This is a genomic window from Nonomuraea sp. NPDC050643 (genome assembly GCF_040654715.1).
Classification (GTDB): Bacteria; Actinomycetota; Actinomycetes; order Streptosporangiales; family Streptosporangiaceae; genus Nonomuraea.
This window is the reverse complement of the sequence record NZ_JBFAIM010000071.1, coordinates 44,424-58,750: the sequence shown is the minus strand read 5'-3', so window position 1 is coordinate 58,750 and position 14,327 is coordinate 44,424. Positions and strand designations below refer to the sequence as shown.

Sequence of the window (14,327 nt, the reverse complement as noted above, 5' to 3'; positions counted from 1 at the left end):
CGCCCTCATCGGTGCGATCCAGGGGATGCCACGATCGGACGCTGCATGAGAGCTTTCATACTGGTATAACTATTCACCCGTCGCCGACACACACCGTAGACCCGCACCGGCCGGCGTCCCATAGAAGACCTGATGTCTCGGCATGGTATGCCTTCGGCCGCGCAACTCGGATTACACGACGCGCACGATCAAATGGCGCTAAATCGGCTCGGCCCGCTGTGGTGCCGTACTACGCTGTTGGCAAGGGCTTGAAACCACTTAGTATGGAGAATCATGTACGAGCGGTCGTTCATCGATAGTCTGTTCCCCTCAGATCTTCCAGAGCCCACGTATTGGGAAGAGCGATTCCCGCCTCGGCAGCTCGCGCCTGGCGCGCGAGTGACGCGCTTTTGTCCCAGCCCCACAGGGCCGCTCCATATCGGCGGAATCTCCACGGCGATCCTCTGTGAGGACATCGCTCGCCACTCGGGTGGCACGTACCTCGTCCGCATCGAGGACACGGATCAGGCGCGTGAGCTTCCGGGAGTCAAAGAACAGTTCGAGCGCGCGTTCCAGGTATTCGATGTAGTGCCGCAGGAGTCCGTGTGGACCGGCGGTGACTATGGCCCGTATATCCAGTCGGCCCGGCGCGACATCTATCTCACCTACGTGCGTGATCTGCTCCGGCGCGGACATGCTTATTTGTGTTTCGCCACCAAGGACGAACTCACGGCGATGGCCGCAGCCCAGCAGGCGGCGAAAACACCGACCGGCTATTACGGCCTGTGGGCGACCTGGCGGGACAAACCAGCCGAAGAGGTTGAGAAGGCGTTGGCGGAGGGGTTGCCGTATGTGGTGAGATTCCGTAGCGAAGCCGAACCTGGCGCGCGTGTCTCGTTCGTCGATGCTTCGCGGGGCACGGTGGAGCTGAATGCCAATCACAATGACGTGGTGATACTGAAGAGCTCGCATCTGGAAACGCCGCTCCCGACCTACCATTTCGCCCACGCCGTAGACGATCACCTGATGCGCATCAGCCTGGTCATCCGCGGTGACGAGTGGTTGTCGTCGGTCCCCGTCCATCTGCAACTGTTCTCGGCACTGGGCTTCGACCAGATCGAGTACGCGCATTTCGCACCCCTTCTGAAGCTGGACAAGGGCAACAAGCGGAAGCTGTCGAAGCGAAAGGATCCGGAGGCGTCTGTCTCCTACTACGACGAGGCCGGCTACCCATCGGAGGCGGTGCGCTACTATCTTCGAGGGTTGATCAACGGCCGCCTCGCCGAGATGCCCCTGATCGAGGCCCGGTCCGTCCCGATCAACCTGGCCGGGCTGACCCATTCGGGAGCACTCGTCGATGTCGTGAAATTGGACGACATCTGCGCCGACTACGTTGCCACCCTTGCTGGGCCGCAAATCCTCGAGGCCGTCACCGGCTGGGCCGAGCGTTACGATCCGGAGCTCGCGAATGCGCTCGCGGCGGAGCCTGACCGGGCACTCGGAGCACTGTCGATCGAGCGGGAAGGTGTGGAGAATCCGCGCAAGGACCTGCGCCGGTGGTCAGAGTTCCGGGCAGTTTACGGATACTTCTTCGATTCGCTGTTCACCGCTGTAACGGAACTCCCAGACAAGTTGGCAGGAATCAACCGGACCCTCGTTGCCACGTTCGCTCGCGAGTTCATCGACACCTATGCCGAGATCGACGATCCGGACCAATGGTTCGAGCAGATCCGCGGGCTTGCGGTGAAGAACGGCTTCGCCGCAAGCCCGCGCGAGTACCGTGCCGCGCCCGAACGCTACCAAGGGTCGATCCGTGAAGCCTCTCAGATCATTCGGGTCGCACTCACCGGATCCACACGTAGCCCGGACCTGCAAGCGGTGGCGAAGTGCCTGGGACGGGACACGGTGATTCGCCGGGTCGGCGCGCTCACCACCATCCACTGAGTGGGCGTCTTACGTGCGAGGTCTGTGATTGATCGCGGGTTGAGTGTATCGCCAGGGTGGAATCGATTCACCGTTATGTGTCGGGTGGGATTGCGGATGAAGGCCGGGCGGATCACGGCTTTGGCGTGATCCGCCCGTATCCGGAAGTCGCGGACCGGTGGAAGACCTGAAGAAGCTCAGATACGGCCACCGGACGCGGTGCTGCTCCCCGCACAGGAGAAGGGGGGGATGATCTGGAAGGATTTTGAAACCTGAATGCTTCCGTGGTAGATCGCCAAGAACATCGAATCGACCGGGGCGGTCGTAAACCGCGAAGGATCCCAGGATACCGCCACATTGTCGGCCCCGACGAGAACCGCGTCATCATTGGGTGGGTGCAGCTGGCCCACCTCGACGAGTAGATCATGCACGCCGACGCTCATGGACGCCGTGAGCGGCGATGCGTCCACGAGCCGCCGAACACTGCCTGCCACCGCAGCTACGTTCAGGACCTGGTGCTCGACAAGCTCCTCGTACTCATCTTCGTCGATTTCGCCGGAGTCAAGCCGCGCCAACAAGTACGCGGCCGCGGACCTGACGAACGAGGCGTACAAATCCGTCTCCAGTAGATGCCGCATGATCGCCTGGTAGTGCATGTGCTCAGGAATGCTGTCGGCGTCGACGAACTCCACCACCAGCTCGCCATCGAACGCAGACGGATCGGTCCAGATGGCCCGATGATTGGCGAGCAGTGCACCCAGAGTGGTCTTCGGATCGGCTTCACGCAGAAATTCGGTGAGCATCATGCATAGGTCGACCACCCGGCGCCCCGTGCGGTGACTCACCGCCTTCAATATGCCGCGGAGCAGACATCCGTAAAACAACGCCATCGTGAGTCGGAACTCCATGCCGTCGATCCAGTCACGCTCCGGCATGTGGCTGTGTTCCACAACGAACTCGGCCACCATCTCGGGATTCGTTATCTGATAGGGCAGCCGGCGAGTGCGCACAGAATGGTCGCCACGGAACCGCTCGGTGGTGTATTCGGTGTTATTCAGCAGCAGCAGCGGATAGACCACCGGGTGGCCGCCGCTGGAGATGACATACTCAATCCCGGAAAGAAAGGTCTGCAAGGTCTCACCGGGCATCCCCCAGATCAGTTCGGTGTAGGTCGGGATGCCCCGATCCTGGAACTCCCGTTGCAGGATGCGGTAATAGTCGGGCTTGATGTTGGAGCGCTTGGCGATCTGCAGCACTTCGGGTGCGAAGGACTGCGCAGACAAGGTTACCGCTGCGATCAGATTGCCGGAGTAGAGGATGTCCGCGATCGCCAACACACGTTTGCTGGTGTTCTTCGCCCAGTTGGTGAATAGGAACATCCGTTTGCCGAGCCGCTGAAGTTCGCTCACCAGCCACTGCGCGATCTCGACATCCTGCGGCAGGATTCCGAAGTTCGCGTCGGCAAGAAACAGGGTCGCATCCTGGCTAGCATGCGTCACAATATATGTGATTTCATCCTTGATGCGTTCCAGAGGAAACGCGCGTACCTTCGACTGAGTCGCCCCACCCCAGTAGCAGAACGCACATGAATACGGGCATCCACGGTTCGTCTCCAGAATGATGATCCGGGAGTCACGGATATCTGCTGAGCTGTAGACGCCGCTGAGCAGGGGTGACGGAATGGTCGACAGGTCGCTGATCCGCGCCCCGGTCGGGATGACGATCGTTTCGCCCCCTCGGCGGAAGCTGACGCCGGCTATCTCCTCCCGCCGATCGATATCGTCGTCCACAAAGGTGCGCAGCAGGTCACGGAATACGAACTCACCCTCGCCATGGACCAGAATATCGACCGCAGCGGATTCGGCGAACACGATGTCCGTCTGATTGGTGACCTCGTTGCCGCCCATGATGATCGTGCAGCCCGGCCAGCGTTTCTTGACCTCGTCCGCGATGTACATGGAGGGCCGCCGGTTCCAGAAGTAGACCGAGATAGCCAGCACATCAATGCGGTCGATGCTCTCGAGCCAGGCATGGAGGCTGTTCACAAGTCCTGGTGCCTGGAAAATCACGTGCTTGACGAACTCGTAGCCGTCGCGACAGATCTCATCCGCAGCCGCCGTCGCGTGCAGGTAGCCGAGATTGAGGCTGTAACGCACGTCAGGCATCGGCGTGATCTCGAGGAGATGGCACATCCTTCGCGAGGTTGTTCCGGTGCTCATTGGTCTCTCTTCCCTGTGGTGAGCAGGCCGGCCTCGGCGAGACGCATGCAGGCGTCGCTGATCAGTTCGGGCGAGCGGCCCAGGTACATCCGGATATGGCGACCACTGCGTGGTTCGAGCCGCCGCGTCGACGGCCAGGCGTCCGACATGAACACGCCCGTCTCCACCGCGCACCGCTCAAGGTAACGACCGCGGTCGGCGTAGTTGGCCGGCACCGGATAGAGGAGGTAGGGGCCGGCAGGACCGGCGACGATTTCGTGATCCGGTACGCCGCCGGCGACGAGCCCGTCGATCGCCTTCTGCCGACGCACCTGGTAGATGGAGCGTTCGTGAGCCAGAAACGCCTCCACAGCGGCCCGATCCGAAAGCCAGTGGGCCATCGCCGTCTGCAAGTGCCCGCCATGGTTGTAGGTGTGCGCCGCGCGCATCTCGTTGACGAGATCGTCAAGAAGAGAGGGCGGTGCGGTGATGGCGCCGAGTGCCCATCCATTGCAGTTGAACTGTTTGCCCAGCGACCGCACGGCACACCAGGCGAACTGTTCGTCTCCGGCCTCGCGCAAGAGCTCGAGGAGCGCAGACGTTGGCTGTTCGGCCGAATCGAGAAAGCCGTAATATGCATCGTCCAAGAGCACACCAGCCCGGTGTTCGACGGCGAGGCGCACCAGCGCCCGGACGGCCGACGGTTCCCAGCTCAATCCCGTCGGGTTGTGCTGGGCGTTGATGACCACAAGCGTAGGCGGAGCCTTGAGAGCCTGTGTGAACTCTTCGACCATCTCCGCGGTCGGTACCCAACTGCTCGATGCCGTGGGGTCCATGTAGCGAACGTCGAACCCCGACGGCTCGAGAACTCCGGCGTAGTCCCATGCCGGGCCGACCACCACCGCGGACAGGGCCCTACCGGTGTTACGAGCTCTGACGAGCTGACCGAAATCCCGCATGACGCTGCGCGTACCGGTCCAGCTGACCGCGACCTCGAAAGCGTCGTCGTAGTCGCTGAGACGATGAGTATCGCGGATATAGTCTCGCAGCACTGCGCGCAACCAGGGCAGGCCGTACGCGGACAGCTGGTATCCGTGAGCAAAGGCGGGCACGTCCCGCAGCCCCCACAGCAGGCCGGACGGAGTTCCTTCCCAACGTTCTCCCAGTCCCAGCAGGATCGCCTCCCTGCTTTCCCCCTTGGCCAGGAACTGCTCGAGCCAGACGGTGTCCGGCAGCCGATTCGGGACCACACCGCGTTCGAGCATGGGTGAGAACGTCTGCATCACTCGCCGATCACCTGCCGTGAGGTGTGCAACACTGACTCCGGATTAGGATGGTTGCGGCGGAAGATGAGGATGTCGTATCGGGTGTACGCGAGATTCTCATCGAACAGCTCGTAGAAGTACGTCAAACGCGCTTTCGCCGCTTCACGGAGCACGGGGTCGATATTTCCGAGGTGCGGCTGGCTGAAGACCGATTCAACGTATTCAGCGATACGCCGGGGCGACTGCCTGACGTATTCGTAGGTCTCGCGGTGCAGCAGAGCCGCCGACGGATCGGCGAACAGTTCCGTCCAGTACGCCTGGGTGGTGACAATGAGATCCACGCCAATCGCCTCTCCGACCGCCCGGCGCAAGCCGTCGGGAGGCACGGTGTGATAGTAGATCGGCACCGCGACAAGAACTCCGTTGGGTGCGAGGACGCGATAGTATTCGTCCCGGGCTCCCTGGTGGTCGACGATGAACGAGGTGACGTTGCTGCAGTAGACGAGGTCGAAACGGCCACGCTCATACGGCAGGGCGAGCCCATCGCCGACGTGGAACTCGACGTTGTCGATCCCGAACCGAGCCGCTTTCTCTTCGGCGAATGCCACGGAGACCGGATTGATGTCCAGGCCGATCACCCGGCCGTCAACCCAGCTCGCGAACTCTATGCTGGTGTAACCGGTATTGCTGCCGACCTCGAGAATCGTGCATCCACTGCGCAGGCGGCAAAGATCGATGATGCGCCGAATCGTGGCCCCGCCGCCCGACGGCATGTTGGGCTCGTTGACCAGACCCACGAGGCGGGAGAAGTCGAGCAGGGCGATGTCCTCGACGGTGAGGCCGTCGAAAATGCCGGCGGTGAGGGCATCAGTGGTCATGGCGAGACGTCTCCTTTGGCCGAGGAACTGGGCGGACATCGAGGCCGAGCTCCGCAGCCACCGACGTGACAGTGCCAGGTTGAATACCCGTACGGCTGATCTTGGCGAGGGCGTCCTCCCGGGACAGCGCGCCCAGGCGGACATGATGGGCCAGCTCATACGCGTAGGGATGGAACCCGTACCTCTGCACGTGATCGACGATGAGCAGGCCGTTGAGCCGGCAATTGGTCGAGCACGAGTCGGTGTCTTCGGGTGGTTTCCAGCCGAACTCTGCCAGTTTGTCGAGGGTGGCGTCCTCGCTGTAACTCATCGCGTAGAGCGGATTAAGCAGCCCGGCAGGACCCGGCTTGTGCCGCTCGACGCGCCAGCCAGCGAGTTGCTCACCCAGCGAAGTAGAGGCGAGGGAGAGCGGGGTGAAGTGCCGCGCGATCACGTCCTTGAGGAAAGGGACGCCGACCAGCGGACTTGTGGTGAACTGGCCCGGCGTCCACCCGCCGACCAGCAACGGGATGCTGTGGGCGACGGCGAACCGCAGGCCCGAGGCGAGGACCATGCTGATGCAGGAGCCGCAGCCTCCGGTGGAGTACTTCATGGTGTTCGCGTCGAAGTCCAGCTTCATACTGACGTTGTAGAGCGGCCGCATCAGCCGGCCAGGAGGTCGGAAGAGAACATGATCGACGTCGAGGCTGTCCAGAATCCGGCGCATATTGACGCTGGTTCCGGCGGACAGGAAGCCGTTGTCCAGCGTGAAGGCCAGCACCCGCAGCCCGAGCTCTCGTCGTGCGATGGTCAGCGCAAGCGAGCTGTCCTTGCCGCCGCTGAACAGAACGACGCAGTCGTAGTCGCGCTGTGACGCATCGGCCAGTGCATGTTCTATCGCGTCGTCGATGCACTGTCTGCTGACGACGATCCGCTCATCTCGGTCACGACAATGGGAGCAGACACCGGCGTCGTCGAACGAGATCCCGGGGAATGATTCCGGCAGCACACAGACCTTACATATGTGCTGGTCGTAGCGGATGAACAGCTCGTTCTGGACGACGGTGAAGGCAACGTTCATCTCGTTCCTGCCCTTCTTTCCACGACGGCCGTTGTCAGGAGGGTCAGCCGCCGCTCGTCTGCGTCGAGGCGGCACGTGACACCGAGCGGGAGGGTCAGCATGGGTTGTGTATGACCGAAATCGACGTCGGCGAGTACCGGGATACGCCGACTGCCGAGTGCAGCGAGAAAGACCCGGTCGAAGTCGCGCGCGCCATCACCGCGTGCCCGCGGCCGGCAATGACGGCCTATGACCAGCCCCGCGATGCGATTCAGAAGGCCGGACTCGCGCCATTGCACCAGCAGGCCGTAACAGCGTTCAGGGCTCATCTCGTTGGTCTCGAGGCAGAGGACGGCGCCGTCCAGGTCCGGCAGATACGGCGTGCCGATGAGCGCGCCGGCTGTGGGCAGACATCCGGCGAGCAGCGGTCCTTCGACCGTCCCGGGTATGACGCATCGCCATGTACCCGCCTGGGTCTCCCGCGGCCGAGTGTCGTCCCGGTCCCACCACAACAGCTCGTCCGTCCAGGCCGAGGGGGCCATGAGTTCGATCGGTCCCGACCATGGAGCCAGTACGCGAGTGAAATTGTCGGTGGTGAAGGACAAAGGACCGCCGGCTTCTCCCCATTCCGAAACAACCATCGGGCCGTGGAACGTCACCAAGGACGATCTGGCGAGCACGGCCCAGAGGATCGAGGTAAGGTCGCTGTACCCGATGATCGGCTTGGCATGGGCCGCGATGAAGTCGAAATCGAGATGAGGCGCCACGGCCAGACTCGTGTAACCACCGACCGCGGCTAGGACGATGTTCACCTCAGGCTCCGCGAGCAGGCTGTGCAGTTCGGCCGCAAGCTGCGAAGGTTCGGCAGCGAGCAGTCCATCGTCAGCGGTGGTCGAAGGGGCGAGACGCACCGCGAAGCCGTGATCAGCCAGGGCGCCCAAAGCGCGAGTGAACCGCCGGGGGAACCTCGCCGGCGCGGGGAAAGACGGCGTCCAGATTCCGACCGTTGCACGGTCAGGCAGCCCAGCGGGGCGGATAAGTACATCAGCGCGCATACGGCAGCCACCGTTCCCGAGACTCGCCCAAGCCGAGAACGCGGACCACATCGGCCAAGGCGAGCGGCGTCCCCTCAGCACCCAATAGCGTCAGCAGAGTCCGGACGATCCGCCCGTGGGTTTGCCGGTCGCCTCCCGCGAGTCGCTTCAAGGAATCGCCCAGATCGTCGCCGACCGCCAGAGCCGCACAGGCGGCTTGAGCCCAGCGGCCTACTTCGGGAGTGACGGACACTGACCCGGGTCTTTCGAGTGCGAAGCCAAGCAGCTCCGCGATCTCGATCGTGCCGCCCAGGCGCTGACAAAGCACCGGCACGGCACGAGCCGCCAGCGCACGGGCATGAGACTGATTTGCTCCGGCGGCGCGCAGCCGATCGCAAATGAACTCTTCGACGAAGACGGTCGAGGCCTCTGACCGCAGGTAGGTGCGGTTCATCCAGGCCAGCTTCTCCAAGGACTGCACCACGAACTCCTTGCGACTGATCCGGGTGAAGTCGTAGCTCTCGATGAGCTGGTCCAGTGTGCGGATCTCCTTGCCGTTGTGGCCGTAACCCAGCAGTGCGTAATAATTGACGACCGCCTCGGGTGGGAAGCCTGCATTCCGCAACTCCTCCAGATAGAGCAGGTGGCCATGAGGCAGAAATCGCTCGCCGATGCTGAAGCCGGCCGTGCGCACCAGCGGGTGATGAAGGTACAGCGGCGCTTCAAGGCCTAGAGCACGGTGGACGATCGCCTGCGGGGCCATGTTGGGCAGCCCTTCGATGCCACGGATCACATGACTGATCCGCATAAGACTGTCGTCGACGACGACGGTCAGGTGATAAGTCGGCCAGCCATCAGGGCGGCAGATCACAATGTCGCTGAGATCTCCTGCCGGCACCGAGATGGGCCCTCTAAGCAGGTCCGTCGAGGTGATCATGCCGTCATCCGGTACCCGTAGCCTGATGGCGGGAGCACGTCCCTTCCGTGCGGACTCCTCGATATCCGCGCGGATCGGCCGCCGGCAGCGTCCGTCATAAGCACGCGCAGGTGCACCTGGGCGTCGAGCGGCCGCAGCCAGCTCGGCCAGCCGTTCCGGCGAGCAGTAGCACCTATACGCGGCCCCCGACGCGAGCAGTTGGTCGAGGGCCTCCCGATAGAGATGCAACCGCTGCGACTGGCTGTACGGACCATAAGCGCCACCCGCCTCTGGACCTTCATCCCATTGCAGGCCCAGCCAGCGCATACCGTCGGGATACGATTGCAGCGCCCCTTGCACCTGCCGGTCGAGGTCGGTGTCATCAAACCGCAGAATGAAAGCGCCGTTGAACCGGCGTGCGAAGAGCCAAGAATAAAGCACGGTCCGAACGATGAATCCAGGGAACGGGATCTCACCGTTCGGGGCGAATCGCACGCGCACATTCCCATGCCCTTCGACCAGGCGTACCAGGGATTTAGCATCCATCACAGCTCCCACCAGTAAGTCCCATGATCGGCCATCACCAAAAGCGGGCACAGCTCTATCCCGCGTCTGATGGAGTTGACCACCGCTTGGCGGTCGCAACTTCGCCTCTGCCTCATTCAGGACACGCTGCGACCGCCCCGGCCACCGGTTACCGTGCAGATCCGTCCTAGACGTTCATGAAGCCGTACGTACTGGTGCAGTCAAAGATCTCGCTCAGACGCAGGTGGTCTGCTTCACCCCGGAGATAGCGCGCCGTTGCGGCAAGCTTCGCGCTCCACTCCTCGGGATCGAGTGCCGTGGCATCGTCGATGACCTCGGGGTGGCGACGATGGAAATCAGCCATATCTGACACCAGAAAGGCTTTCGGTATTTGCGTGGTTTCGGAGCAGAGAAAAAGCGTGATCGCTGGCGAGTGCGCGGCGATCTCGCGTTCCACCTCCACATCGTGGATCAGATGCGTCGGCATGTAATAGCTCTGGCCGGCCCGAAGGTGCAGGCGGTCCTCAACCGTTCGCAGCCTACTCGGCTGATATTCCTGATGCGGCGGCCATACACTGTCCACGCCCTGCAGATCCACATCGTGGTAGCGCTCCCCCACGGTGCTCTGTGAGTTCGCATGTGGGTCTTCCGCGTAAATCGATTGGCGCATCTCGCCGATCGACACGTACGAAACGAACGAGAACGGATGGGAGTGCGGCGGCTCCACGATGGCTCCCGGCTCAAGCCGCTTCGTCGACGCGAAGCCCTGAGCACCCGGGTTGGGCTGCCAGATGTGGATGCTGAGATGCCATTCCGCCACCGGATAGGCGAAGTACTCCCCCACCCCCGATCCCGGAGGTGTCGTGGCCGGCGTCGGATGTGCCAGCGACGTGAGAATGCCGGTCTGACCGCCCCAGCCGTAGATGCAGTGCATGCGCGCGCTCCGCGACCTCTCCGCGATCTCACTCTCGGTCGGGTCGGCGGCGGACAACGACCTCCGCAGAATATCCAAGTAGACCGCCAAGCGGTCCGCCCGACCGAGCGTACGGACGAAGGTGTTCATCAGTGTGATGCGCTCGGCGCCTTCAGGCTTCTTACGTATGGCTTCCAGCACGGCTTGGAGTTGGCCGAGGGCACCCGATGCGTCCGTGACCTTTTGCTCGGCTTCCGTCAGGACGCGAGTGATCGCATTCTCGGTCTCAGGATCTAGATACCCGGTCGACAATGCATCGACAGAGCTCCGCAGAGTAAGCTGCTCCGGATGCGCCAGGTCCAGCGGGTCGGCAGTCATTGAGTGCCTCACTTCCCTGATTGAGCTTGACGAAGATCGAGCGGAAGAGCATTGCGCTTGCCGACGGATCGGAAATTGTTCCGGCCCCGGCACGACTCAGGACATGCATTTGATCAGCCGGTCAAGTGGTTGCAAGGCCATGTACTTCCCGTCCCTCCCGCCACCGCATTTGAAGACGACACGTATGCGGCGGGGCAGGGCACCGAAAGCCGGGTGGAATCTAGCCGCAAGTATCAACCGCGGCGGGTGGGTGGGTGAACGGCGGACGGAAACGCGCGAGATCGGCATCGTTATCGCACGCCGGAACTTAGGGTCATCCGCTTTCGTACGAGCGAACCCTTCAGCTCGTTTCACTGGGTGATCCGAGCCCGGACTGCTTTCACGGCATCTTTACACACTTAAATTTTGCGACACAAGACCCTGGCGAACACTTCTCCACCTACGGCGTTGTCGAGTCGTGAAGAGCACCATGGCGGTCCGCCTTGCCAGCCATCCGCCTGCGCTCTGCGAACGGTATGACCAACAAGCCTTGAACCCGGCCTGGAGTCTATTTCGTCCCGACATCCTCCAAGCTGTCAAAGCTCATCACGTCCAATGGCAAGGTCACAGCAGCCCAGGAACGCAGGAGAATCTCATTTCAGGCCATTCCATCCACCTGACGCCTGCCTGTTCGCCGAGAAGGCGAATAGTGCCAGACAGCCCAGCCCACAGGCGCCGCAGACGAAGGCCGAGGTCGGCCCGTTCACCTCAATGAGTATGCCGAAGATGGCTAGCGACAACGGTGTCAGACCGGAGACACCAAGGGTGGCGACGCTCATCAGACGGCCGATGTAGGCGCGGTCACAACTTGTCTGCAACAGCGGCACAAGCAGACTGTTCACTACGCCCGACAGTATACCGATGAGCGCCATACTGGCGATTGCCATAGGTAGTGCAAAGGTCAGGCCCATTACGGCTAGGCAACTGCCGGCCGGCAGGAGGATGATCGAGACGGCGACGCCTACCTTGGTCAGGCGCTTACCAACACTCGCGATGGCGAACGATCCCATTATTGACCCCACGCTATAGCATGACAAGAGCGCGCCGATCGCCCTCGTGCCCCACCCCCGGTCCATGCAGAGGACAGGCATGCCGACCATAATGGGGCCTTGAAGCGAGAACTCCATGCCAAGAGCCAGCAGAGTCAATGATCGTAGGAGTCGATTGCTCCAAACGAGCTGCAGACCCGCCCGGGCCTCTTTCCACAGCCCGGCCCGGTCCGCCCCTTTTCCCTTCTTCGATGCGGCTACGTGGCGGAGGCCGAGCACGGCGCCCCCTGATACAGCAAAGGTGAGCGCGTCGACGAAGAACCCCACCGCCACCCCTCCTGCCGCGATTACTACGCCGCCTGCTGCGGCGCCCACGACGGTAGCGGACCTCTGAACCCCGAGTAAGAGTCCTTGATATCGCGGCAAATCCTCATTGGCCAGCACATAAGGCGCTATAGCCCCTTCCGCGGGATCGGCGACCGCGCGGATCACTCCGAAACAGCAGCTCGCCAACAGCAGCAGAGACAGTTTTGGCACTGTGATCAGTGACAGAAGGCCGAGCGACAGGCTTATGGCCGCGCTCAGGAATTCCGCAGCGGCAACAAGCCGGACCGGACCGAAGCGGTCCACGACCACTCCGCCGAATATCAGCAAGGCGATCCTGGGGATCGCTCGGGTGATGAGAATCAAGGAGAACCCGACGGGGCCGACGTTCTGCACGGCAATCACTGCAATGGCGATGACGAAGAACTGGGAGCCCAGGACCGAGATCCCGGAGGCGCAGATCCTGACTAATATCCGCTTGTCGTGGATTCGGATTTCTTCATGCATGGCCGATCCTGCGGGCCTCTCCGGACAGCGATTGAGCATATTTTCACAGAACCGTCATATCATGGCCGGCGCCGGTGCGGTGCTCACGGCGCACCGCAGGCGGCGGGTGTCATTTCCACTGTCCACTTGAGTGCCACCGCTCTCCGGCGCCTATTTATCTCCGCATTCACGTGATCAGGCCGCGCACCTCCTCGTCGACACTCTTCGCCACCCGCCTCCAAAGTTGGTCCTCATTCAGGAAGCGGTCTTCTTGTATCCGTAGGACGAATTCGGATCTCGTCAGGTCCGCCCAGCCCATGAAACCCTCTATGCCGCACGGACTGTGTCGATCGGCGATCACCGTCAGCGGCGCGGAAATCGTTTCGACCGACCGACCCCGAAGACTCTCGGTGAGCGCCAAGTCGCCCCGAAGCGGCTGGGTGATGACGTCGACCCAGTCGGGGTCATCGAGGAGTTTCGGGTCCGTTTTTCCGACATTTCGCAGATAGTCTGCCAACTCGTTCGCCGACGCCGCGGACTTCGGGAGGCCGGGTATGTTTGGCCCGGTCGGCGAGTACGGCAGCGATCGCATGATGACTTTCTCGATCGATCGGTTTCCACGACGTTCCAGCGTATTGGCCGTCATCCCAGCGATCAAAGCGCCCAGGCAGTCACCGAAGAAGACCATGGGCATGTCCAGAAGTGGTCCGATCGCTCTCTCCAGCGCGTCGAGCAGCGGGTCCACCTCGACGAAGGGAGGTGCATTGAATGCATGCTCCCGCCCTGGTAGGAGCGGAACACAGAGCTCGACCTCTGCGCTGAGTTGCCGCCGCCATGAGTTGAAGGAAGCGGGCCCTCCCGCTATATGGGGGAAGCACAACAGTCGTACTTTGGCGCCGGAGGCACTCAGGTGACGGACAATCGTGATCTTCGGAGGATGCATAAAGTGTCTCTTCGCTGCAGCCAGTACTTTCGGCGATGGCCTGGTGTTCAGCGCCTCAGCAGCCCAGCGACAAGGATCAGAGCCAGCCTGCCGTCTGTGAAATATTGGCGAGAATATGCCAGGTCGTACATCCGGGATCGCCTCAATGAGGGGGCTCGCGGCAGCACATATGTGCATGAGTTTCACCGTGGCGATGCCGACCAGGACAACGACCTCAATGCAATCATGTGACGGAAATCTCGTCAACGGCTGCCCGTCCCACCCGGCGATCGTTCTGGCCGGCTTTCTTGGATGTTCATGTCATTTTCCCCAACTCACGGAGGAAGCGACATCGGCCGGCGATGTGAAGAAAGGTGGCATTAGCGCGGCTCTAGTACGGATGGCGCTTGAGGCTGATCGGTTGCGGAGCGGGCTGAGCAGCCGATGCAGGTGCTGGCAAGAAGGACGTGACGCACTTGCCGTTATCGGCCAGGACGAAGAACTGAGTATGTCAAGTGG

At 62.1% G+C, this 14,327-nt stretch carries 10 protein-coding genes; 1 reads left to right on the top strand and 9 read right to left on the bottom strand.

Annotation, left to right across the window (positions count from 1 at the left end; genetic code table 11):
- Window positions 1-273 precede the first annotated feature (273 nt).
- Window positions 274-1,923, top strand: a complete 1,650-nt coding sequence (locus tag AB0I15_RS54095) for a glutamate--tRNA ligase family protein (RefSeq protein WP_358115330.1) — start codon at window positions 274-276, stop codon at window positions 1,921-1,923.
- A 176-nt stretch (window positions 1,924-2,099) separates the two neighbouring features.
- Here AB0I15_RS54095 and AB0I15_RS54090 read toward each other — a convergent pair whose 3' ends face one another.
- From AB0I15_RS54090 to AB0I15_RS54050, 9 genes are all read right to left on the bottom strand, one after another.
- A complete protein-coding gene (locus AB0I15_RS54090; protein ID WP_358115327.1) occupies window positions 2,100-4,121 on the bottom strand; it encodes a radical SAM protein in 2,022 nt (673 codons plus the stop codon).
- Entirely contained in the window at window positions 4,118-5,383 is a 1,266-nt protein-coding gene (locus AB0I15_RS54085; protein WP_358115381.1) for an aminotransferase class I/II-fold pyridoxal phosphate-dependent enzyme, read from the bottom strand. Before AB0I15_RS54085 ends, AB0I15_RS54090 begins: the two co-directional genes overlap by 4 nt.
- Window positions 5,383-6,243 (bottom strand): class I SAM-dependent methyltransferase, encoded by an 861-nt coding sequence (locus AB0I15_RS54080; protein ID WP_358115324.1) that lies wholly within the window; start codon window positions 6,241-6,243, stop codon window positions 5,383-5,385. Before AB0I15_RS54080 ends, AB0I15_RS54085 begins: the two co-directional genes overlap by 1 nt.
- The gene (locus tag AB0I15_RS54075) at window positions 6,233-7,303 is read right to left on the bottom strand and encodes a hypothetical protein (protein WP_358115321.1); all 1,071 of its coding nucleotides are present in this window, start codon (window positions 7,301-7,303) and stop codon (window positions 6,233-6,235) included. The genes AB0I15_RS54080 and AB0I15_RS54075 overlap by 11 nt, the downstream gene beginning before the upstream one ends.
- Complete coding sequence (locus tag AB0I15_RS54070; RefSeq protein WP_358115318.1) at window positions 7,300-8,337, bottom strand: S66 peptidase family protein; 1,038 nt, start codon at window positions 8,335-8,337, stop codon at window positions 7,300-7,302. The genes AB0I15_RS54075 and AB0I15_RS54070 overlap by 4 nt, the downstream gene beginning before the upstream one ends.
- Window positions 8,327-9,778 carry a glutamate--tRNA ligase gene (gene gltX, locus AB0I15_RS54065; protein WP_358115316.1) on the bottom strand — a complete coding sequence of 484 codons (1,452 nt, stop codon included), beginning with the start codon at window positions 9,776-9,778 and terminating at the stop codon, window positions 8,327-8,329. Before gltX ends, AB0I15_RS54070 begins: the two co-directional genes overlap by 11 nt.
- Before the next feature lie 166 nt (window positions 9,779-9,944).
- A complete protein-coding gene (locus AB0I15_RS54060) occupies window positions 9,945-11,048 on the bottom strand; it encodes a hypothetical protein (protein ID WP_358115313.1) in 1,104 nt (367 codons plus the stop codon).
- A gap of 632 nt (window positions 11,049-11,680) precedes the next feature.
- A complete protein-coding gene (locus AB0I15_RS54055; protein ID WP_358115310.1) occupies window positions 11,681-12,907 on the bottom strand; it encodes an MFS transporter in 1,227 nt (408 codons plus the stop codon).
- Window positions 12,908-13,073: 166 nt separating this feature from the next.
- On the bottom strand, window positions 13,074-13,829 hold the full coding sequence (locus AB0I15_RS54050) for a thioesterase domain-containing protein (protein ID WP_358115307.1): 756 nt from the start codon (window positions 13,827-13,829) through the stop codon (window positions 13,074-13,076).
- Between the last annotated feature and the right edge of the window lie 498 nt (window positions 13,830-14,327).